The organism is Halomonas sp. 3D7M, assembly GCF_014897885.1.
In the GTDB taxonomy this organism is placed as follows: Bacteria; Pseudomonadota; Gammaproteobacteria; order Pseudomonadales; family Halomonadaceae; genus Vreelandella.
Genome location: NZ_JABUZF010000247.1, coordinates 53,392 through 76,173 on the forward strand (window position 1 = coordinate 53,392; position 22,782 = coordinate 76,173).

At 53.6% G+C, this 22,782-nt stretch carries 22 protein-coding genes; 17 read left to right on the forward strand and 5 right to left on the reverse strand.

The features are described from left to right. The 7 genes from INT22_RS21140 to INT22_RS14745 form a co-directional block, all read left to right on the forward strand. Positions 1 to 153 (forward strand): uroporphyrinogen decarboxylase family protein (locus INT22_RS21140; protein ID WP_319022087.1); only part of this gene is annotated, 153 nt, incomplete at its 5' end. After that, positions 153 to 1,013, forward strand: a complete 861-nt coding sequence (gene speE, locus INT22_RS14720) for a polyamine aminopropyltransferase (protein WP_038479432.1) — start codon at positions 153 to 155, stop codon at positions 1,011 to 1,013. The genes INT22_RS21140 and speE, both read left to right, overlap by 1 nt. Positions 1,014 to 1,105: 92 nt before the next feature. After that, complete coding sequence (locus tag INT22_RS14725; protein WP_193060685.1) at positions 1,106 to 2,116, forward strand: amino acid ABC transporter substrate-binding protein; 1,011 nt, start codon at positions 1,106 to 1,108, stop codon at positions 2,114 to 2,116. A 267-nt stretch (positions 2,117 to 2,383) separates the two neighbouring features. Continuing rightward, positions 2,384 to 3,409, forward strand: coding sequence for an amino acid ABC transporter substrate-binding protein (locus INT22_RS14730; protein WP_193068483.1), 1,026 nt, complete (start codon positions 2,384 to 2,386; stop codon positions 3,407 to 3,409). A 91-nt stretch (positions 3,410 to 3,500) separates the two neighbouring features. Then, entirely contained in the window at positions 3,501 to 4,691 is a 1,191-nt protein-coding gene (locus tag INT22_RS14735) for an amino acid ABC transporter permease (RefSeq protein WP_193060683.1), read from the forward strand. Between the two features lie 21 nt (positions 4,692 to 4,712). Continuing rightward, positions 4,713 to 5,813, forward strand: coding sequence for an amino acid ABC transporter permease (locus tag INT22_RS14740; RefSeq protein ID WP_193060682.1), 1,101 nt, complete (start codon positions 4,713 to 4,715; stop codon positions 5,811 to 5,813). Positions 5,814 to 5,899: 86 nt separating this feature from the next. After that, positions 5,900 to 6,628, forward strand: coding sequence for an amino acid ABC transporter ATP-binding protein (locus INT22_RS14745; RefSeq protein ID WP_009723183.1), 729 nt, complete (start codon positions 5,900 to 5,902; stop codon positions 6,626 to 6,628). A 112-nt stretch (positions 6,629 to 6,740) separates the two neighbouring features. Here the strand turns inward: INT22_RS14745 and INT22_RS14750 are convergent, their stop codons facing one another. Beyond that, positions 6,741 to 7,334, reverse strand: coding sequence for a histidine phosphatase family protein (locus INT22_RS14750; RefSeq protein ID WP_193060681.1), 594 nt, complete (start codon positions 7,332 to 7,334; stop codon positions 6,741 to 6,743). 157 nt (positions 7,335 to 7,491) lie between these two features. Between INT22_RS14750 and phnD the strand changes: the two genes are divergently transcribed. The 8 genes from phnD (at position 7,492) to INT22_RS14790 (ending at position 17,759) form a co-directional block, all read left to right on the forward strand. Then, complete coding sequence (gene phnD, locus INT22_RS14755) at positions 7,492 to 8,481, forward strand: phosphate/phosphite/phosphonate ABC transporter substrate-binding protein (protein WP_089040299.1); 990 nt, start codon at positions 7,492 to 7,494, stop codon at positions 8,479 to 8,481. Positions 8,482 to 8,538: 57 nt separating this feature from the next. Continuing rightward, positions 8,539 to 9,345, forward strand: coding sequence for a phosphonate ABC transporter ATP-binding protein (phnC, locus tag INT22_RS14760; protein WP_089040298.1), 807 nt, complete (start codon positions 8,539 to 8,541; stop codon positions 9,343 to 9,345). Further along, a complete protein-coding gene (gene phnE / locus INT22_RS14765; protein ID WP_089040297.1) occupies positions 9,332 to 10,141 on the forward strand; it encodes a phosphonate ABC transporter, permease protein PhnE in 810 nt (269 codons plus the stop codon). The genes phnC and phnE (INT22_RS14765) overlap by 14 nt, the downstream gene beginning before the upstream one ends. Further along, on the forward strand, positions 10,135 to 10,944 hold the full coding sequence (gene phnE, locus INT22_RS14770) for a phosphonate ABC transporter, permease protein PhnE (protein ID WP_089040296.1): 810 nt from the start codon (positions 10,135 to 10,137) through the stop codon (positions 10,942 to 10,944). Before phnE (INT22_RS14765) ends, phnE (INT22_RS14770) begins: the two co-directional genes overlap by 7 nt. Before the next feature lie 87 nt (positions 10,945 to 11,031). Next, on the forward strand, positions 11,032 to 11,463 hold the full coding sequence (locus INT22_RS14775) for a host attachment protein (protein WP_089040295.1): 432 nt from the start codon (positions 11,032 to 11,034) through the stop codon (positions 11,461 to 11,463). A 105-nt stretch (positions 11,464 to 11,568) separates the two neighbouring features. Then, positions 11,569 to 13,440 carry a methyl-accepting chemotaxis protein gene (locus tag INT22_RS14780; RefSeq protein WP_193068484.1) on the forward strand — a complete coding sequence of 624 codons (1,872 nt, stop codon included), beginning with the start codon at positions 11,569 to 11,571 and terminating at the stop codon, positions 13,438 to 13,440. Positions 13,441 to 13,450: 10 nt separating this feature from the next. Continuing rightward, the gene (locus INT22_RS14785) at positions 13,451 to 15,568 is read left to right on the forward strand and encodes a methyl-accepting chemotaxis protein (RefSeq protein WP_193068485.1); all 2,118 of its coding nucleotides are present in this window, start codon (positions 13,451 to 13,453) and stop codon (positions 15,566 to 15,568) included. A 334-nt stretch (positions 15,569 to 15,902) separates the two neighbouring features. Beyond that, complete coding sequence (locus INT22_RS14790) at positions 15,903 to 17,759, forward strand: methyl-accepting chemotaxis protein (RefSeq protein ID WP_193068486.1); 1,857 nt, start codon at positions 15,903 to 15,905, stop codon at positions 17,757 to 17,759. Between the two features lie 20 nt (positions 17,760 to 17,779). Here INT22_RS14790 and INT22_RS14795 read toward each other — a convergent pair whose 3' ends face one another. Further along, on the reverse strand, positions 17,780 to 18,706 hold the full coding sequence (locus tag INT22_RS14795; protein ID WP_009723195.1) for a LysR family transcriptional regulator: 927 nt from the start codon (positions 18,704 to 18,706) through the stop codon (positions 17,780 to 17,782). Positions 18,707 to 18,889: 183 nt separating this feature from the next. Between INT22_RS14795 and INT22_RS14800 the strand changes: the two genes are divergently transcribed. Then, positions 18,890 to 19,666: a ferredoxin--NADP reductase gene (locus INT22_RS14800; protein WP_038479478.1), complete on the forward strand. Its 777-nt coding sequence runs from the start codon at positions 18,890 to 18,892 to the stop codon at positions 19,664 to 19,666. 129 nt (positions 19,667 to 19,795) lie between these two features. Here the strand turns inward: INT22_RS14800 and glnK are convergent, their stop codons facing one another. The 3 genes from glnK to INT22_RS14815 form a co-directional block, all read right to left on the reverse strand. Continuing rightward, positions 19,796 to 20,134, reverse strand: a complete 339-nt coding sequence (gene glnK / locus INT22_RS14805; RefSeq protein WP_009098335.1) for a P-II family nitrogen regulator — start codon at positions 20,132 to 20,134, stop codon at positions 19,796 to 19,798. A 202-nt stretch (positions 20,135 to 20,336) separates the two neighbouring features. Next, on the reverse strand, positions 20,337 to 21,584 hold the full coding sequence (locus tag INT22_RS14810; RefSeq protein WP_193068487.1) for an ammonium transporter: 1,248 nt from the start codon (positions 21,582 to 21,584) through the stop codon (positions 20,337 to 20,339). Between the two features lie 45 nt (positions 21,585 to 21,629). Further along, positions 21,630 to 21,968 carry a P-II family nitrogen regulator gene (locus INT22_RS14815; RefSeq protein WP_038479487.1) on the reverse strand — a complete coding sequence of 113 codons (339 nt, stop codon included), beginning with the start codon at positions 21,966 to 21,968 and terminating at the stop codon, positions 21,630 to 21,632. Positions 21,969 to 22,331: 363 nt separating this feature from the next. Between INT22_RS14815 and INT22_RS14820 the strand changes: the two genes are divergently transcribed. Next, a complete protein-coding gene (locus INT22_RS14820; RefSeq protein ID WP_193068488.1) occupies positions 22,332 to 22,673 on the forward strand; it encodes an accessory factor UbiK family protein in 342 nt (113 codons plus the stop codon). Positions 22,674 to 22,782 lie beyond the last annotated feature (109 nt).

Consider the following 22,782-nt stretch of genomic DNA (forward strand, 5'->3'; position numbering starts at 1 on the left):
CCGGGCCACGTCTTTAACTTGGGCCATGGCATCAGCCAGTTCACCAACCCTGACCACGTCACCGCCTTTATGGAGGCGCTGCACGATTTAAGCCCGCAGTATCATCAAGGCATTCCTACCCAAACGAACGCCCCGCGCCCAGGAGCAAAGTAATGAGCGATTTACGCGACGACCAGTGGTTTACCGAAGTATTTGATAGCCACGGCAGCGCTTTCTCGCTGAAAGTCACTGAGAAATTGCTGGATGTGCAAAGCCCCTACCAGCACCTGGAAGTGTATACCACGGAGACCTACGGCAACCTGATGGTGCTCGATGGCTGCGTGATGCTGACCGATCGCGACAACTTCCTCTATCACGAAATGATTGCCCACCCGGCGCTGTTCACCCATCAAGACCCCAAGCGGGTAGTGATTATTGGCGGCGGCGACTGCGGCACGCTGAAGGAAGTGCTGCGTCATCCGGGCGTTGAAAAAGTGACGCAAATCGACATCGATGAAGAAGTTACCAAGGCCGCCGAGCGTTTCTTCCCAGCGCTGGTAGAAGCTAACGGCGACCCGCGTGCCGAGCTGCTGTTTGCAGACGGTGTGAAGTGGGTAGACGACGCTGCCGACGAGAGCATCGACGTGCTGATTATCGACTCTACCGACCCGGTCGGCCCCGCCGAAGGGCTGTTTAAAACCGACTTCCTGAAGCGCTGCCACCGTATTCTAAAAAATGGCGGCGTGATGGTGCAGCAAAGCGAATCACCGCTTTACCACAGCGGCTCTATTATTCGCGAACTGCGTAACGATATGCGTGAAGCGGGCTTTGATAGCGTGGCCACACTGCCCTTCCCACAGCCGGTTTACCCTTCTGGCTGGTGGAGCGTCACGCTGGCCGGTAAAGCGACCAGCGTTGAAAGCTTCCGCGAACAGGCTGCCGCTGAGCATAAAATGCCGCTACAGTACTACACTGGTGATGCTCACCGTGGTGCACTATCGCTGCCGCCTTTTATGCGTAAAGCCTTCGCATAACTTAGCGCCTGCGAATAGCCAAAAAGCCGAGCATTGCTCGGCTTTTTTTATGTGCTTACGTTTACTTGCCCTTTCACGTTAAGGAATAACAAATGAAAACCGTTCGTTGGTTGGGAGTAGGAATTGGTGTTTTAGTACCTGCGATGGCCATGGCCAGCACGCTGGAAACCGTTCAAGAGCGCGATAGCGTGCGCTGCGGCGTCAACGCTGCCCAGCCAGGCTTTTCGTCATTAGATGACAACGACCAATACCGGGGCCTGGATACCGATGTATGCCGTGCCATTGCCGCTGCAGCGCTTGGCGACGCGACAAAAGTAGACTTCGTGCCACTCGACTCGGTAGAACGCTTCACCGCGCTGCAGTCTGGCGAAGTCGATGTCCTATCACGCACCACGACCTGGACCTCAAGCCGTGACACAACGATGGGGATGAACTTTACCGGCGTAAGTTACTACGATGGCCAAGCCTTTATGGTGGCCAGCGATCTAGGCGTGCAAAGCGCCAAAGAGCTTGATGGCGCGGCAGTTTGTACCCAGTCCGGCACCACCAGCGAACTCAATCTTTCTGATTACTTCCGCATCAACGGCATGACTTATGATGCTGTCGTTTTTGATGCGCCTGAGCAGTCTATTGCCGGCTTTGAAGCGGGCCGTTGCGACGTTTTAAGCTCCGACGCTTCCCAACTGTATGCCCAGCGGATGCAGCTTGCTGATCCCGACATGGCGGTCGTGCTCCCTGAAATTATCTCGAAAGAACCGCTAGGCCCAGCCGTTCGTCAAAATGATGACCAATGGTTCAATCTTGTGAAGTGGTCGCTGTTTGCCATGCTAAATGCGGAAGAGCTGGGCATTACACAAGCTAACGTAGATGAACAGCTTAATTCGGAGAATCCTGATGTCATGCGCCTGCTTGGTCAAGATGGTGACTTTGGCGAGCCAATGGGCATCAATACCGATTGGGCGTACCAAATCATCAAGCAGGTGGGTAACTACGCCGATATCTTTGATAGAAACGTTGGTGCCGACTCTGATTTCAAGATTGCCAGAGGCTTAAACGCCTTGTGGAAAGATGGTGGCATTCAGTACGCACCCCCTATTCGTTAACCCTGTTCATCCTTCAAGCCCGTTAATCCATCACACTGAGCGACACTATTTTTTAAGCTAACAGCCACATTAGCGACTATGCATCAAAATAGAGCAATCACTAGTCGCTAATGTTTCTTTTTGCACCAATACTTTCGTATACAGCAGGCATTTTGCGTTGAAAAGCGCTGAATTTGACGACATATCCTTTCTGGCACCTTCCTTGCTAGCTTCTAGTGTCATGCATCTGCATGCATAACGACATTAAATCGAGTAAGGGGAACGACCATGATGAATAAAAAACACTTGGTACTGCTGGCCTCCGCGGGTGCTATCACGTTGGCCGGTGTCGCCACTGCTCAAGCTGATACGTTAGAAGACACGATGGAACGCGGCGCCGTACAGTGCGGCGTCAGCGACGGCCTGCCAGGCTTTTCCGCCCCGGACGATGAAGGTAACTGGCAAGGACTCGACGTTGACGTATGTCGTGCCGTTGCCGCCGCCGTTCTCGGTGATGCTGATGCGGTGAACTACATTTCCCTGAACGCCGTAGAGCGCTTTACGGCCCTGCAGTCTGGCGAAGTCGACGTACTATCACGTAATACCACCTGGACCACCACTCGTGACACCACCCTGGGCCTCAACTTCACTGGCGTGACCTTTTACGACGGTATCGGCTTCCTAGTTAACCGCGATCTGGGTCTGAGTGGTGCAGACGAATTGGATGGTGCCGCTATTTGTATTCAGTCTGGCACCACTACCGAACTCAACGTAGCCGACTACTTCCGCGCCAACGATATGCAGTTCGACCCCATTGTATTTGATACCTCTGAACAAACCGTGGGTGGCTTCCAGTCTGGGCGCTGTGATGTATTAACCTCGGATACGTCTCAGCTGGCGGCACTGCGTATTCAGCTAGATGACCCGGACAGCGCGGTCATTCTACCCGACATTATTTCCAAGGAGCCTCTGGGCCCTGTGGTACGTCAAGGCGACGATGTATGGTTTAACATCGTGAAGTGGTCGTTATTCGCCATGATTAACGGCGAAGAGTATGGCGTCACCAGCGAAAATGCCGAAGAGATGCTCAGCTCTGAGAATCCTGATGTTGCCCGCCTACTTGGCCAAGATGGCAACTACGGTGAAGGTATGGGCTTAGAAGCCGATTGGGCCTACAACATCCTGAGCCAAGTCGGTAACTACGGTGAAAGTTTTGAGCGCAACGTCGGTATGGGCTCTCCGCTTGAAATTGAACGTGGTGTTAACGCCCTCTGGAACCAAGGTGGCTTCCAGTACGCACCGCCGATTCGCTAAGCGTCTCGTTTGACCCCGGCCCGCCGCTCCATCCTTCCAAGGGCATCGGCGGGCCATTTGATTGACCGTCAGTATCGCGGAGACGCCTTCCATGTCCGTAAGTCCTAACACTCGTCCCGCTGGCCACAAGCCGCCGTTTTGGCGAGATCGCGCCAAACGTGCGCTTATTTTCCAGCTACTCCTCGTCGCCGCTGTGGCAGCTTTTTTGTTCTACATTGTCGGTAATGTCCAAGACAACTTATCCGCACGTGGTATCACCACCGGGTTTGGTTTCTTGGGCAACACCGCAGGTTTTGGGATTGTGCAGAGTCTGATCGACTACTCATCTCAAAGCACTTATGGCCGCACCTTCTTGGTCGGCTTACTGAATACGTTGCTGGTGGGTGGCCTAGGGGTATTGGCCGCGACCATCATTGGCTTTATTGTGGGCATCGCCCGCCTGTCGCCTAACTGGCTGCTAGCGCGCTTAGCCACTGCCTATATCGAAACTTTCCGCAATATCCCGCTGCTACTGCAAATATTCTTCTGGTACTTTGCGGTATTACGCACGATGCCAAGCGCCAGAGATAGCCTGGCATTTGGTGAAGTCATCTTTCTCAACGTACGCGGACTGTATTTACCCCAACCGCTGTTTGAGTCTGGCTTTGGCTTGATCCCTCTTACCTTCCTTGTCGCCATTGTTGCCAGTATTGCCCTGGTGATATGGAACAAGCGTCGCCATGAAGCCACAGGCAAACGCCTACCGGCTTACTGGATCTCGTTTTTACTGATTTTTGGCTTACCGCTGTTAGTGCTAGTTGCCACTGGCGTGCCAGTCACCTGGGAAATGCCGGAACTACGCGGCTTTAATTTCCGTGGCGGTATTACGGTAATCCCTGAGTTCCTCGCGCTTTGGCTGGCACTGTCGATTTATACCGCCTCGTTTATTGCTGAAATTGTCCGCTCTGGCATTCAGGCAATTTCGCACGGGCAAACGGAAGCTGCACAGGCACTAAGCCTGCCACGTAACCTGGTACTTCGTCTGGTGGTTATCCCTCAGGCACTGCGCGTCATTATTCCGCCGCTAACCAGCCAGTACTTGAACTTGATTAAGAACTCGTCGCTGGCAACCGCCATCGGTTATCCCGACCTTGTCTCGGTGTTTGCAGGCACCACGCTGAACCAGACCGGCCAAGCCATTGAGGTCATTGCAATGACCATGGCGGTCTACCTAACCATCAGCCTGCTGGTGTCCATGTTTATGAACTGGTTCAACGCCCGAGTGGCACTGGTTGAACGCTAGGCCGACGGTGAGGATATTTACATGATCCATAATCAAACAATCATTAAAGAGCGGCCAGCCCCCAGTAGTTCTGTCGGGGCGGTTGCCTGGCTACGTGCCAATCTGTTCAACGGCCCGATCAATACTATCTTTACCCTAATCGGGCTTTACATACTCTATTTGCTTGTCGTTCCCACCGTTCAGTGGGCGTTTTTGAATGCTGATTGGATCGGCACCACACGAGATGACTGCTCTCGGGAAGGGGCTTGCTGGGTATTCATCAATGCACGCTTCACCCAGTTTATCTACGGCTTGTATCCCCGTGAGGAAATCTGGCGAGCCAACATCGTCTTTGCTGGTTTCTTTACGCTGATAGCCTGGCTAGCTATTCCCCGCCTGCCCCTCAAACGTTGGGTGGCGATATTCGCGCTCGTCGGTTTCCCCATCGTTGCCTATGTGCTGCTGCACGGCGGCTACTTTGACATGCCTCGCGTGCCTACGCATCGCTGGGGTGGCTTACTGCTAACCCTGCTGCTGGCCACCGTCGGTATGGTGGGCGCACTGCCTATCGGCATTGTGCTGGCGCTGGGGCGGCGCTCCAATATGCCCATCGTGAAAAGTTTCTGCGTCGTATTTATCGAGTTCTGGCGTGGGGTACCGCTGATTACGGTGCTATTCATGGCCTCGGTAATGCTGCCGCTGTTCCTACCCTCTGAAATGAATGTAGACCGTTTAGTACGGGCGCTGATCGGCCTAACGCTATTCCAAAGCGCCTACATGGCCGAGGTGATTCGTGGCGGCCTGCAAGCCATTCCAAAAGGCCAGGAAGAGGCTGCTGCTGCGCTTGGCATGACCTACTGGAAGCGTATGGGGCTGATTGTGCTTCCTCAGGCGCTGAAAATGATGATTCCCGGCATTGTGAATACCTTCATTTCGCTGTTTAAAGACACCACCCTGGTCATGATCATCGGGCTATTTGACCTATTGGGGATCGTGCAAGCGGCGCTGGCCGACTCACGCTGGCTGGGCTTCTCACTGGAAGGCTATGTCTTTGCCGCCTTCATGTTCTGGGTCTTCTGTTTCAGCATGTCGCGCTATAGCCAGTATTTAGAGCGCAAGCTACACACCGGTCATAAGCGCTAACGCCGCTTTTATTAACGATTTTTTAGCAGGATAAAGACATGACTCAAGCAGCTACCGACATCTCTGGCACCCCGACTTCTGATCTAATGGTTGAAATGCGCGGCGTTAATAAATGGTACGGCGATTTTCACGTGTTGCGCGATATCGACCTGGAAGTAAAGCGCGGCGAGCGTATTGTTATTTGCGGGCCTTCAGGCTCGGGCAAGTCAACCTTGATTCGCTGCATTAACCATCTGGAAGAGCACCAGCAAGGCGATATCGTGGTAGGCGGCGTACCGCTTACCCAAGACGTTAAGCGTATCGAGCAAATCCGCCGTAGCGTGGGCATGGTATTCCAGCACTTCAACCTCTTCCCTCACTTAACCGTGCTGGAAAACTGCTGTATAGCGCCCATGTGGGTGCAAAAAAAGCCGCGTCGCGAGGCGGAAGAAATGGCCATGCAGTACTTAGAACGGGTGCGTATTGCTGAACAGGCGCTTAAGTACCCGGGTCAGCTTTCCGGCGGCCAGCAGCAGCGGGTCGCCATTGCCCGCTCACTGTGCATGCACCCTGACGTCATGCTATTCGACGAACCAACGTCGGCGCTTGACCCAGAAATGATCAAGGAAGTGCTAGACGTCATGGTGGAGCTTGCCAATGAAGGCATGACCATGCTGTGTGTGACCCACGAAATGGGCTTTGCCAAAACCGTTGCCGACCGGGTGATTTTTATGGACCAAGGGCAAATCATCGAAGAAAACGCCCCTGAGCCGTTCTTCAATAACCCGCAGTCAGAACGTACCCAGCTATTCTTAAGCCAGATTCTGGGGCACTAAGTAACGCAATTGATAAAGCAGTTGATAAAGCAATGGGCCTCATCGAAGGCCCATTGTTATCTGCAACGATGCCGATTCATTGCCCGCTCTCTCACAACCACTGCCAACCCGACTAACTCCCCAGCGGGGTAATACTGGCAGGCTGCAGGGCAGGTTGCTCGCGGTGTTGCGTCAGCGGTTTATTGGCGAGTGCTGTGAGCAATATCTGTAGTGGATCGCCATGGCTCACCACCAGCACCGTTTCGCCTTCACAGCGGCGCTCTAGCTCCTCAATCACTGCATACATCCTTGCGGCGACCTTGCTGACCGCCTCCACCTGATGCTGTTGATGCTCAGCATCCTGGGCATCTAACTCCCAGACGTCAGGGTAATGCCTATCCGGTTGGCCATCGAGTTCACCGAAGTAACGCTCACGAAGGCGCTCCTCTTTTTCCAGCGTTAAGCCAAACGCTGCAGCAACTCTTTCAGCGGTTTGTGTTGTCCGCAAAAAGTCTGAGTGCAGCACCTTGGTGGGCGTCGGCCAACACCATTGTGCAACGACTGTTGAGAGCTGCTCTTCGCCCAGAGGCGACAAGCCGAAGTCGCAAAGCCCACGCCCAGGCGAACTAATAATGAGGCCTTGTTCGTTCGCTTGGCTATGGCCATGGCGCATCAACAGATAGCGATTTCGCCAATGGTAGAAGGCAGCTGTGAAAGTGTTTGACATATCTTCGTAATAAACCCTAGATTGAAAGAGATCGTTTTCGAAAAATAAACATCTAGCGCTACAAATGTCCACTTACGAAACGTACGCGCAGTAAAAGAAGCGCTGAATTCGATAGTGGATAGCACAACACAAAAATAACGCACATAAGAGGCTAACTATGGAAACGTCACGTTTCTGCAAGCGTCCGCTTGCCATGCTAGCGGCTGCATCACTGCTCCCCTTCGCACTCCTCTCTACCCATGCCTTGGCAGAGTGCGAGCGTGGTGACCTGGACCCACTGTACTGCGATGAAAACGGCGACATGGTGGCTGATCGGCCAAGCGACGAGTCTGGATGGGCAAACCCGGACACGCTTATTTTTGCTTATACCCCGGTAGAAGATCCGGCCATTTATTCGGATATCTGGCAGCCCTTTATTGATCATCTATCCGAGGTCACCGAACGCGATGTGCGCTTCTTTGCTGTTCAATCTAACGCCGCCCAAGTCGAAGCCATGCGCAGCGGGCGCTTACACATTGCTGGCTTCTCGACCGGCCCGACTCCTTTTGCCGTGAACTTAGCAGGCGCGGTCCCCTTCGCACTGATGGGGTCAGATGATGGTCAGTTCGGCTACACCCTGCAGCTATTTACCCACGTAGACTCAGACATTGAGAGCCTGGAAGACCTCAAGGGCAAGCGTGTTGCCCACACCTCGCCAACGTCCAACTCCGGTAATCTAGCGCCGCGTGCCTTACTGCCAGAGCTTGGCATCACTCCCGAAGAGGATTACGACATCGTTTACTCGGGCAGCCACGATCAATCGATGCTGGGCGTCGTCGCTCGGGATTACGATGCCGCGCCGGTGGCTTCTGAAGTGGTCGAACGTATGGCAGCACGCGGCCTTTACGATGAGGAAGATGTACGTCTGATCTACGAATCTGATCGATTCCCAACCACTTCCTATAACTACGCCCATAACTTACACCCGGATCTTGTAGAAAAAATCGAGGAAGCCTTCTTTACCTTCGATTTTGTCGGCACCGAGCTTGGCGAGGAGTTTGAAGGCGTCGAAAAGTTTATTCCGATTAATTACAAAGATAACTGGCAAGTGATTCGTACCATCCAGGCAGCTAATGACGTGAGCTATACACGAGAAAACCTAGAGTAATAGCGATTGCGCCGCCCCCAGCGGCGCAATTATTTGCCTTTCGATGGAAACAATCACATGCTGGAAATTACCAATCTGGTCAAACGTTATGGCCACAACGAGGCGGTGCTGAAGGGACTCGATCTTAAGGTAGAGGACAACAGCGTTGTTTCTATTGTTGGCGCGTCTGGTGCTGGTAAAAGCACCATGCTTCGCTGTATCAATCGCTTAGTAGAACCTACATCGGGCTCTATCAAACTCAACGGCACCGAACTGGTGAATGTGAAAGGCGCTGAGTTACGCCGTGCCCGGCGCAAAATTGGCATGGTCTTCCAGGGATTTAACTTACTTGATCGCCTCACCGTCATGGAGAACGTACTGGCTGGGCGGCTTGGCTACGTTAATCTCTATCAAGCAATCTCACGTCGCTACCCTCAAGCCGATATAGAGCGTGCATTTACCCTTATGGAGCGCGTTGGGATTGCTCATTACGCCAATAAACGTGCCGATGAGCTTTCCGGCGGTGAGCGCCAACGTGTCGGGGTGGTGCGGGCATTAATGCAAGAACCTGACCTATTGCTGGCCGACGAACCAACAGCATCGCTCGACCCACGCACGTCCGAGCAAATAATGATACTGCTGCAGAGCCTTGCCAGTGAGCTTTCGCTACCGGTATTGATCAATATTCATAACGTTGCGCAAGCAAAAACCTACACTGAGCGCATTGTCGGCTTACGCCACGGCAAGATGATTTTTGATGGCGTGCCTGCAGACTTCAACAAAGACGCTCTTGATGCCATTTATGGTGGTATTGAAGCGCCTGACGATGCTATTACCGAGCAGCCCGGTGCCCATGCTGAGGAGCCACGACATGACGCCGTCTGACTCCCCGTCTCCCCCACGTACCTGGAAAAAACCGCCATTCATTGCCAACCCCATCATCCGGTACGGCATTTTTATTGTCGCGGCGATTTATCTGGTGTGGGCTTTCGGTTCTTTGCCGTTTAACTGGGCGCGCATTTCAGAAGGCTTACCGCGGGCAGCGCGCATCTTTAGCGGGGGCTTTCCACCCAGCCTGGAACGTTACGAGTTGCTACTAACAGGCTTTAAAGAGAGCTTCCAAATTGCCATTCTCGCCACACTACTAGGCGTTTTTCTATCGATTCCTTTTGCGGTGATGGCCGCTCGTAACATCGCCCCGATGCCCATTTACGTGATTGGCCGCGCGGTCATTATTATCTCGCGCAGCTTTCACCCCGTTATCGTGGCTATTTTATTCGTGGCGGCCGTTGGGTTTGGGCCGCTGGCAGGTATTTTAACGCTGACTCTCTACTCCATCGGGTTTGTTGGAAAGCTGCTAGCAGAAGAGATCGAAGAGATTGACTGGGGGCAGGTAGAAGCCATGCGCGCGGCAGGAGCAGGCTACATTGCCACGCTTTATTACGCCGTCTTTCCACAAATATTGCCCCGCCAGGTCGGTCTATCGATGTACCAACTTGATAGCAACCTACGCGCCTCTGCGGTGGTCGGCATCGTCGGTGCAGGCGGTATCGGTGGCACATTAATGAATGCCTTTGGTCGCTATGATTACGACTTCGCCTTTGCGATTCTACTGGTCATTATTGCGGTTATTTTACTGAGTGAAGGCATCAGCGGCTGGGTGAGGAAAAAAATATGGTAGATCACGCTCAGCAACTTGCCGACCGTGTTTGGCATCGCTACGACCGTAAAGAACGCTTAATCCGCTACGCTGTACTGCTAGGCACACTGATGCTGGTGTTCTGGGCGGTTCGCGATATTGATATTTTCTGGCCCTGGGTATGGGACGCGCCCAACCAAATGTCTAATTTGGCTGCGCGCATGTGGCCGCCTAGCCCTGCCGGGTTAAGCAATATTCTGAACGCGCTGCTGGAAACGGTACATATCGCGACGTTGGCCACATTTCTGACTATTTTTCTCGCCTTGCCAGTCGCCTATATCGCCGCCCAGAACACCACCCCCAATCGTGCTTGCCTATGGCTGGGGCGCTTTATTCTGGTCTCCAGCCGCTCGGTTAATACGATTATATGGGCGCTGTTATTCGTGGCTATTTTTGGCCCCGGCGTATTAGCAGGGATCCTGGCGATTGTGTTTCGCTCGATAGGCTTTATTGGCAAATTAATGGGTGAAGCCATTGAAGAAATCGATCGTCGCCCGGTGGAAGCGATGGAAGCCACCGGTGCTTCCAAGGCAAAAGTGGTCGCCTACGCCATTGTGCCCCAGGTGATGCCAGCCTTTTTTGCCATCGTGATTCTGCGCTGGGATATCAACATCCGGGAATCCACCGTGCTGGGACTCGTTGGCGCAGGTGGCATAGGCGTGATTCTGCAAGGCGCTATCGACACCTTTGCTTGGCCGACAGTCGCTACTATTTTGATCGCGATTATCATTTTGGTACTGATTGGCGAAGCCATTACTAGCCTACTGCGCAGCAAAGTGCTTTAACCCCTTTTTACCTTCGCAAGTGTTTGACCAAACGGCAAACGCTTGCCATGGTTAGAGGGTAACTAACGACAAGGAGGACGTACGACGATGACCACCTATATCGTGGTAGCTGACGCCGCCCGCGCGCGTATTTTTACCCGTGATGCGTTGAATCTCACTGAGCATGAGAGCCTTGTACACGCAGCAGGCAGGCTGCACGAAGGTGATTTAATCACCGATCGCCGCGGTGCCGATGTCCATGAATCTACGTCAACCTCATCGCGCTCGTCTGGAGAAGAGGGCGCTGCCTCGCAGCATGAAAATGAGCTGTTTGCCAAAGAAGTCGCCAAGCGCTTATATGGTGCACGCGTCGATAACAGCATGGAAAAGCTTATTATGGTCGCGCCACCGAAATTTCTTGGGCTACTGCGAGAAAAGCTCGACAACACCACCCACAAACTGGTCATTCACACGCTTTCAAAAGATTTGAGTAAAGCTTCCCTGGCCGATATTCAAAATGCCGTTAGCGACTTACGTTAATACTTAAAACATCACCCTCGCTTTTCCACTAAGCACGCTTTTCTGCTAAAGAAGTGGTCGCTTTTGCCGATAGTCGTCTGACCCCTGACGATTTAGAGAGCGACCATGTTTTCGTCCCTGCGAGCCCGCATCTTACTAGCCGCCCTCACGGCCATTATTGTAGCCCTCACCATTAATGGCATAGCCAGCTACACCACCGTCAAGCATCACAACAATCAACAAGTAAGCCGCAATCTCAGTGCCGTCGTTAACGGCAATACCCAGGCAATTAATGAGTGGTTTAACGCTCGCTATACCATGCTGGCCAGTATGGATAATGCTGTTAGCAGCAGCGACCCGCTTGCCGCATTGCGACAGCTGTCTGATTCTGGAAGCTTCATGACGGCTTATATGGCTTATCCCTCTACGTCTGATGCTGTTTTTTCTGATAACTGGCAGCCGCCTAGTGATTATGACCCTCGCCAACGCCCCTGGTATCAAGACGCTGCCAACGCCAAAGACACCATTATCACAACGCCTTATGTCGATGCCCAAACAGGGGGGTTAATCGTTACCCTTGCACGCCCCTTCTACCGTAACGGGCAGCTCGCCGCCGTCATTGGCGCAGACATCACCATTGAAGATGTCATTGATATTGTGGCCAGTATCGCCCCGACACCTTCAAGCTTCGGTTTTTTGACGACGGAAGATGGCACGCTTGTGGCGCATCCTGACGCTGAGTTAACGCTTGAGCCGTCCTCAGTGTTGAGCAGCGATCTAACCAACGACAGCTTGGCCAAGATTATCCAAGCCGAAGAGCCTCAAGCGCTTGAGCTGCAAAACAGTGGCAAGCTGCTGATGGGCAGCACAGTGGGCGGCAGTAGTGGCTGGCAGTTAGTCGTGGCGCTTGATGAGCACGAAGCCACCGCAGGCCTGCGTGCCATTGCGACCACCTCAATTATTACCCTGTTGATTGTCGCGGCCATCACCGCCGTTATATTTGGTGTCCTGCTTTCATTGATGCTTCGTAGACTGCTTGGCGTGCGCAACGCGATGGATAACATTGCCTCGGGAGATGGCGATTTAACCCTACGTTTGCCAGAAGAAGGCAACGATGAAGTGACCCAAATTGCCAGCGCGTTCAACCGTTTTGTCGGCAAAATGGAAGCCGTATTGGTTGATGTCCGCACGAGCAGTGAAGCGGTTCATCACGCGGCCAACGAAATTGCCATGGGTGGTCAGGATTTATCACGCCGTACCGATAACGCGGCCGCAAGCCTGCAGCAAACATCTGCGTCGATTGAGGAAATCACCAGCACCGTTCAACACACTGCCGCATCTGCCCAGCAAGCCAACCAGCTCTCCCATGCCGCATCAAACGTTGCAAAGGAAGGCGGCCAAGTGGTGGCAAATGTCGTCACAACAATGGAAGACATTTCTCAATCCTCTAATAAAATTGGTGAGATTGTCACGCTGATGAACAGCATTGCCTTCCAAACCAATCTACTGGCACTCAACGCCTCTGTAGAAGCGGCCCGTGCCGGCGAACATGGCCGTGGCTTTGCCGTAGTGGCCGACGAGGTCCGCAAGCTTGCGGGGCGCAGCAGCGAAGCTGCCAACGATATTCAAAAGCTAATCGAAGACTCACAAAGCAAAGTCAACAATGGCACCTCTCTGGTACAAAATGCGGGTGCGACGATGCAGGATATTGTTGCCCATATCACCCGTGTTACCGATGTGCTGGAGGAGATTAACGCAGCCACCAGCGAGCAGAGCGACGGCATTAATCAAGTCAATATTGCCGTTGCCGAGCTTGATCGCATGACCCAGGAAAACGCTGCCATGGTGGAAGAGTCCACTACGGCTGCTGAGCAACTGAAAGAGCAAGCGGAGCATCTCGCGGGGACTATCAGCAGCTTTAAACTGTCCCACGCTGCCACGCCTGCTTTGCAAGTGCCCTACCAAACACCTGACAACCAACGTCGCCATATCGCCTAGGGACTACACTATGCATTTCCGCTCATTACGCTCTTTTGTCGTGGCACTAGCAGGCCCTTGCCTGTTAGCCATTGTGGCCGCCCTGGTGGTGTATAACTTGATCGCCGCCTCACACACTCAACAAACCGTGGATGACCACACCAGTGAGCTCATGGAAGGCGCGCTGGATGCCCGCTTAAACGCCATTGCCGAAGCAGAAGGTCAGCGCATTCAGCGCGAGCTGGACAAAGCGATGACGCTGGCCAGCCAACTCGCCATGACTAATGCGTTAATGGGCATGGACGATGCAGAAGGCCAACGCGCGCTCTACTTAAGCCGCCGACAGCTATCAAACCTTGTGCGCCAAACCGTCGCCGACAACCCTGACCTAGTGGATGCCTATATCGGCTGGGAGCCCAACGCTTTTGGAGATGACGCGCGCTACGCGGGTGACGAGCGCTACGGCCATGACGCCAGCGGCCGCTTTATGCCTTGGTGGTACCGCACTGATGATGGCGAGCTGGCGATACTGCCGCTAGGTGAGGACATAGAGAGCGAAACGCCCCTGGCAAGCGGCGTGCGCGAAGGCGAGTACTACCTGTGTCCACGGGAAACCTTAGCCCCTTGTATTATCGACCCCGCGGCTTACGACTTCGGCGGTGAAACCCAGCTAGTCACCTCGTTCAACGCGCCGATCTTGGTAGATGGCGAATTTCGCGGTGTGGCGGGGATTGATTTGGCGCTTAACTTTATCCAAACCCTGTTAAACGATGCTAACCAGGCGCTTTATAACGGCGCTGGCCGGATGACACTGGTGGCGGGACGTGGCGGTTTGGTAGCGGATACCGCTGGCAAAGAAGCCTTGGGCTTGCCCGCTAGCGATTCGCTAAGTGACACGCTATTGGCAGGCATTGAACAGGCAACAACGCAGGGCAGCCTACACAGCAGCATGGCCGATGGTATGTTCCAGCGTTATCAGCCTATCGCCCTTGGCAATACGGACCAGCCCTGGGTGCTGGTACTGCAGCTTCCCGAGTCGGTGGTACTGGCCGAACTGAACGCCTTGCAATACGTGCTCAGTGAGCAGCGTCAGCAAAACACGCTGGGCATGACGCTGGTGGGCTTATTACTGGCAGCTATCGGTGTCGGCGCACTGTGGTGGATTGGTGGACGAATCGCACGCCCTCTTAAACGCCTAGCCAACCGGATGGAAGAGATCGCAACCGGACATGGCGACCTTACCCAACGCTTGCCAGTTCATGGCCGCGATGAGAGCGCAGCGGTAGCAGAACAGTTCAATGCCTTCGCGGAGAAAATCCAAACCATCTTGCTGGATGTACGGCGCAGCAGCGAAGCGGTGAACCATGCGGCCAATGAGATTACCCAAGGAGGGCACGACCTTTCTCGGCGCACCGAGCAGGCCGCCGCCAGCCTGCAGCAGACCTCTTCTGCCATGGAAGAGATCAGCAGTACCGTTGGTCACACCACCCACGCCTCACAGGAAGCCAGCGGGCTTTCCCAAACCGCCTCGGAGCTAGCGTCCCGTACTGACAGTGCGTTTGAGCAGGTGGTCGCCACGATGACGGATATTCGCACCAACTCTGATGAAATTCAGAGCATTGTCAGCGTCATTGATGGTATCGCTTTCCAAACTAACCTACTGGCGCTAAACGCATCCGTAGAGGCTGCCCGTGCAGGGGAGCATGGTCGTGGTTTTGCCGTCGTGGCTGATGAGGTACGTAAACTCGCCTCGCGCAGCAGCGACGCCGCCAAAGATATTCGCCAACGCATCGATGCCTCGGCAGGTAAGGTAGAAAGCGGTACCCAAATGGTGCGTGATGCCGAAGCAGCTATGCATGAACTGGCTCAAAGCGTGACGCGCGTTACTCAAATGCTCGGCGATATCAGCACGGCCGCGCGTGAGCAAAACGATGGTATTAGTCAGGTAAGCATTGCCGTTACCGATCTAGACCAGATGACTCAGCAAAACGCAGCCCTAGTGGAGGAGTCCACCACCGCCGCCGAACAGCTAAAAGATCAGGCGGATCGGCTCGATGCACTGGTGGGTGGCTTCACGCTTGAAGCACATGACAGCCGCCACCCACAGAGCCAACACACGCTGCCTGCGCCAACGCCGGCACAGTACTAAACAGCGATTAAATCAGGCCGCCAGGAGATCGGCAGTAGCGGAGGTTTATCGCTACGCTGGGCTCCGGCGGTCATTATCCTGCCAGGCCTCATTGCGAGGCCCACCTCGTTATCCATCCTGCCTTAGCTCAGTTTACTCCAGGGCGTGCTCTCCCCCTTGCGAACCGATAACTACACGATCTTAAGCATACGCCTAAAGTCGTAATCATTGGTGCCGATAGTAGGGCTGCAGATAGTACTTATCAGATAGTACGTAACAGATAGTACGTAACAGATAGTACCTACAAAGTGGCCTATTTCAGGCCTTAGCTTTCCTAACTAGCGAGACTATATTCATGCTGTCGTCCCTACGCTTGCGTATTCTTATCATCACATTAATGGTAATTACGCTAGCACTGACTATTAATGCCTCAGTCAGCTACCTGACCCTGCAAACACATAATGACCAGCAGGTAACTCAGCAGTTGGCCTCAATTGCACAGGGTAACGCCCTGGCGATTGAGGAGTGGATTGATGCCCGAGCCGCCATATTAGAAGCAGCGCGCACGCCAGTGATCGATAATGAACCGCTTGCGCCACTTGTCCAGTTAGCAGAGTCAGGCGGTTTCCTAGCGGCATTTTTCGGCCAAGCCGATGGTAGCCACCTTTCGTCCGATGGCTGGGTACCTGGCAGCGATTATGATCCACGCCAGCGTGACTGGTACCAAGCAGCAACAAAGCAGGATCGTACTATCGTCTCGCTGCCTTACGTGGACGCTAATAGCAATCAGCTAGTGGTTACCTTTGCTACGCCAGTCAAGCGTAATGGCCGTTTGTATGGGGTGATCGGCGGCGATGTCGTCATCGACAACCTAGTCAGTCAGGTCAACGCTATTCGGCCGACACCTTCGAGTTTTGCCTTTCTAAGTAGCGGTGGCGAGACAGTGATTGCTCACCCCGACACTGCACTGACGCTCAAACCACTGAGTCGAATCAGCGACACCCTGTCCCCTGCATCCATCGAACAGCTAAGTGCTGCGCAAGACGCGTGGGAGCCTATCGAAGTCGATGGCCTGGATAAGCGACTCTCAGTGACCCCCATCGCAGGAACCGACTGGGAACTCGGCGTGGCACTAGACGAGCATGAAGCCACTGCAGGGCTGCGGGCCATCCTCAAGTCTTCACTGTTGACGCTAATCGCCATCATTGCTGTCACGGCGCTGCTGTTGAGCCTGTGGCTCAAACGTACTTTCGCTGGCCTAGAACGGGCGCGTGATGCCCTGGATGACATTGCCAGCGGCGAAGGAGATCTAACCCGCCGACTTCCTGAGCAGGGCCGTGATGAAGTGGCCCAGATTTGCGGTGCTTTCAACCGCTTTGTGGGCAAAATGGAAGCGGTATTGGTCGATGTACGCACCAGCAGTGAATCGGTGCACCATGCCGCTAACGAAATTGCCCTGGGCGGCCAGGATCTATCCCGCCGTACCGATAACGCGGCTTCTAGCCTGCAGCAGACCTCCGCTTCAGTAGAGCAGATAACCAGCACCGTGGAGCACACCGCTGCCTCGGCCCAAGAAGCCAACAAGCTCTCTCAAACGGCCTCGAAAGTAGCTAAAGAAGGCGGGCAAGTAGTCGCCAATGTGGTTACCACGATGGAAGATATTTCCCAGGCCTCCCATAAAATTGGCGAAATCGTCACGCTAATGAACAGTATTGCCTTCCAAACCAACTTACTGGCCCTTAACGCCTCCGTAGAAGCCGCCCGGGCAGGGGAGCATGGCCGTGGTTTTGCGGTCGTTGCTGATGAAGTACGCAAATTAGCAGGACGCAGTAGTGAAGCCGCCAACGATATTCAAAAACTCATTGAAGACTCACAAAGCAGAGTGAATAACGGTACCGCATTAGTGCAAAACGCGGGCGCAACCATGCAGGACATTGTCGCTCATATCACTCGCGTCACCGATGTGTTAGAGGAAATCAACTCCGCCACGAGTGAGCAGAGCGATGGTATTAAACAGATCAATATCGCCGTGTCTGAACTTGACCGTATGACCCAGGAGAATGCTGCCATGGTGGAAGAGTCCACCACTGCCGCTGAACAGCTGAAAGAGCAAGCTGATCATCTTAAGGGCACCATCAGCAGCTTTAAGCTGTCTCAACACCCTTCGGCTCCTCTAACCGTCAACGCAACCAACGCTTTGCCATCGTATTGAGTGACTATCGTATTGAGTGACTAAGGAATCGGCGGCAGTGGAATATCATCGCTGCGCTTGGCACCCGCGGTCATCTCGCGGCAAAGTCGCAAGAACTCTCGCACCCCCGTGGTAAGGTACTTGTGGCGGTGCCAGATGAAAGTGAACTGACGTTTTAAGTCTAATTCCGGTGTTGGCAGAGGCACTAAGCTGCCGCGCCGGAAAGCATCACGCAGTGCTAGCCTGGAAACGCAGCCAATCCCCAGCCCCGACTCTACTGCCCGCTTAATACCCTCGGTATGTTCAAGCTCCAACAGGGTATTAAACCGACTACGCCGATGCCGCGCGGCGTGCTCAAGAGTCATACGGGTGCCAGAGCCCTCCTCGCGCATAATCCAGTCTTCACGCAACAGTTGTTCCAGCTCAAGATGCTCGCGACCCGCCAACGGGTGGCGCGGTGAGCAGAAGACGCACAGCTCATCCTCTACCCATGGCTGGCTAATAATCATATCGTCGTCGCACTGCCCTTCAATCAGCCCTAAATCAAGCGAGTGCTGGCGTACACTCTCAATAATGTGGCGCGTGTTACGCACCGCTAGCCGCACCCGACTACCGGGGTAGCGCTGCATAAAATCGCTGATCAACAGAGTGGCTAGATAGTTGCCAATGGTTAGCGTTGCGCCCACGTCCAATGCGCCTACGCCCTGCTGGCCGCGCAACAGTTCCTCTACCTCTTCGGCCCTGTCCAGCAGAGCCACCGCTTTTGGCAACAGTTGAAAGCCCAACGCATTAAGCTTCAGCCGTTTGCCCATGCGGTCGAGAAGCTGGCAGTCAAATTGACGCTCAAGCTCCGCTAGCGACGTACTGGTAGCAGATTGGGACATAGCGAGGGCACGCGCCGCCTGAGAAACACTTTCGTGCTGGGCGACGGCCACAAAGACTTCCAACTGGCGCAGGGTGTAATGCATAGAGACAACCTATCTTGTTTCGGCGACATATCTATTCTTTAGATAAGTGTTATCAGTATAATTCGCTTAACAGATATATCTCTCTTTATTTAGAATTAGTAGCAACATATTTAGCCATTTTTTATGCTTTTTTAGAATATGGCAGACGAGGCTTAGGCCACTCTGCCCATTGGAGGAGTTAGCATGAGCAAGTTTGCCCTGGAAGAAGTCCTCAGCGTTCACCACTGGAACGACACCCTGTTCAGCTTCCGCACCACTCGCGAGCGTAGCCTACGCTTCAAAAATGGTCAGTTTGTGATGATTGGCCTGGAAGTGAACGGCAAACCGCTGATGCGTGCTTACTCCATCGCCAGCCCCAACTACGAAGACCATCTGGAATTTTTCAGCATCAAAGTACCCGATGGCCCGCTCACCTCGCGCTTGCAGCACCTTCAAGTTGGCGACCAAATTATGGTCAGCCGCAAGCCTACGGGCACGCTGGTATGCGATGACCTGCTTCCCGGCCGCAACCTTTACATGCTTTCCACCGGAACAGGCCTTGCACCGTTTATGAGTCTGATCCAAGACCCAGAAGTGTACGAGCGCTTTGAAAAAGTAGTGCTGGTGCATGGCGTGCGCGAAGTATCTGAACTTGCCTATGCCGACTTTATTACCAAAGAACTGCCTGCTCACGAGTATTTAGGCGAAGAGATTGCCGAGAAGCTGGTGTACTACCCCACGGTCACCCGTGAAGAATTCCACACCATGGGGCGCCTGACCGATCACATTCGCAGCGGCAAGCTGTTTGAAGATACCGGTCTTCCGCCGATTGATCCGCGCCAAGACCGCGCGATGATTTGCGGCAGCCCCGCTATGCTCGACGACACTAGCGCACTGCTAGACGAATTGGGCCTGAATATTTCCCCGCGGATGGGCGAGCCGGGCGATTACGTGATTGAACGCGCCTTTGTTGAGAAGTAAGACGTCAACGGTAAAGAGTAGCAAGTCGAAGGCAGGAAAATCACTTGCTAAGCTATGGTAAAAAGCCCCGCTAAACTGATAGTTTAGCGGGGCTTTTGGTAACCTTAGGCTGCGAAACACCCGTCGCGATTAAACCGCGTCTTTACCGGTTTCACCGGTACGAATACGGATCACTTGCTCCAACGGCATGACAAAGATTTTGCCATCGCCGATTTTGCCTGTATTGGCAACCTGCGTAATGGCATCAATAACCTGTTCCGCCATATCGTCATCTACCGCAACTTCTAGCTTTACTTTGGGCAGAAAATCCACCACGTACTCTGCACCACGATATAGCTCTGTGTGACCTTTCTGACGGCCAAAGCCCTTCACTTCCGTTACCGTAATGCCCTGCACGCCGATATCAGAGAGCGATTCGCGTACGTCATCAAGCTTAAACGGCTTGATAATGGCTGAGATCAATTTCATTGCGACATCCTCTAGCTTGGTGGCCTTTTATTAAAGGTTGGCGGAACACTGCTGTTAGCCAAGCCCGTTAGCGTTAAGCATACACCGCTACAGGCAGAGAATAAAAAATCAACGCCAATGGATTGTAACAATGCACTAAGGCAAAAAGGCCTCCCGATAGGGAGGCCAAAAGAGCACGCCAGCTCATTTAATTAGCGTAAGCTTATTTCTTAACGCTAAATTCGGGATAGGCTTCAAGACCGCACTCAGCAATATCGACACCTTCATACTCTTCTTCTTCGCTAACGCGGATACCCATGATGGCTTTCAGCACCAACCATACCACCAGGCTCGCAACGAATACCCAGCCAAAGATACCAACGATACCGATCAGCTGTGCGCCGAAAGAAGCGTCGCCATTGGTCAGCGGAACCGCCAGCACGCCCCAGATACCCACCACACCGTGTACCGAGATCGCACCGACCGGGTCATCAAGCTTCAGCTTGTCCAGCATGACGATCGCAGCGACAACGATCAAGCCACCCACCGCCCCAATCACCGCAGCGCCCAGCGCAGAGGGCGACAGAGGATCCGCAGTAATCGCGACAAGACCAGCCAGTGCACCGTTAAGCGCCATGGTAAGGTCCGCTTTACGGAACCATAGTTTGGCAAGAATCAGTGCGGCAAGCACGCCACCGGCAGCGGCCGCATTGGTGTTAACAAACACTTGAGCAACGTTGTTGGCAGAGCTGATGTCGGACATTTTCAGTTCAGAGCCACCGTTGAAACCGAACCAACCCATCCAAAGGATGAAGGTACCCAGTGTGGCCAGCGGCATGTTGGCGCCTGGAATCGCGTGGATAGACCCATCTTTACCGTACTTACCTTTACGTGGGCCAAGCACCAATACACCCGCTAAGGCAGCCGCGGCACCTGCTAAGTGAACAATGCCGGAACCCGCGTAATCGGAATAGCCGACTTCAGACAACCAGCCGCCGCCCCATGTCCAGTAGCCAGACACCGGATAAATAAAGGCTGTCATCACTACTGCGAAGGCCAGGAAAGCCCACAGCTTCATGCGCTCAGCAACCGCACCAGACACAATCGACATGGCAGTGGCCACGAACACTACCTGGAAGAAAAAGTCAGAGCGCATTGAGTAGTAAGGCGCATCATCACCGCCTGCGGTCACTGCATCCACGCTGTTTTCAGCGCCAATTAAGAAACCAAGGTTGGGTAGGAAGCCACCCGCGCTGCTGGAATACATAATGTAGTAACCCACCAACAAGTACATGGTGCAGGCAATCGCAAATAGCGCGATATTTTTGGTCAGAATCTCGGCGGTGTTTTTTGAACGTACCAAGCCAGCCTCAAGCATTGAGAAGCCAGCGGCCATCCACATGACGAGCACGCCGCAAATTAGGAAGTAAAACGTGTCGAGCGCGTAGCTCAGATCAGTCAACTCATTCATTTTAAGTTCCCCGTTGAACTATAGAAATGATCCGAAAAAACAGCTTCAAACGGCGTCTGCACCGCGTTCGCCTGTCCGAATCCGAATAACGTCTTCAAGCGGTGTCACAAACACCTTGCCGTCACCGATCTTGCCGCTGTTAGCCGCGCTACAGATCGCTTCCAATACGCTCTCTAACCGGGTGTCGTCCACGGCCACTTCAACTTTTACCTTGGGTAGAAAGTCGACGACGTACTCCGCACCACGATACAGCTCGGTATGCCCCTTTTGACGACCGAAGCCTTTAACTTCAGTCACCGTGATGCCCTGAACGCCGTTGTCAGCGAGCGCTTCACGAACGTCGTCAAGTTTGAATGGCTTGATGATAGCGGTGATGAGTTTCATCCCGGATCTCCCCTGCTGGATTAGGTAGCGGCAGCGCCGCCCGAATTAACTGCTTATCTCGTTAATGCGCATACCATGCCACCCAACTTTTTTTTCTTATAAGTCAGCAGTTTGTTTTATAAAATTCAAGATTATTCGGTGGCAAGGAAGACTTAGCAGCAGCCGCCACTGCCTACTTGCACCATAAAAGAACATTAATAAAAACGCGGCGCTCCATTTCGATGCACTCCTTCGATACACCCCGCCGATAAAGAGAGGCCAGAGGCTAATTTGTAAACGATGCATGCGCATCGACTGCGGGTTGCGTATCCTTATAGTTAGTAAGCAGTGCACATTTATGCGTGGTCATTTAAGGAGAGAGCGATGGCGCCTCAAGATCGCATTAGCCGTTTAGCCCAGCAAATTGGGGATCGTTTACAGAACGCGTCCCAAGCCCCGGAAGATATTCAAAAAGGCGTACAGCAGGTAGTGCGTGGTGCCTTTGACAGGCTGGAGCTGGTGTCACGGGAAGACTTTGATATTTTGATGGATGTATTACAGCGCACCCGCTCACGCGTTGAAGCTCTAGAGCGCCAAGTGGCTAGCCTTGAGGCAGCCGTGGAAGCCTCTACCTCAACGAGCCCTTCCCCCGTTGAAGCAGAAGCACCACCAACCCCCGCTCCTGAACCGAACAGTGATGGTTCAGAGGATAGCAAGCCCGCCTAAATCCAGAACGGACGGCAATAGGTTGACGACGCCTATTGCCGACTACGGGGTGGCTTAATCCGTTGATGTTGATGACGTAAAGAGCGTCCTACCCACCCAATAAACACGA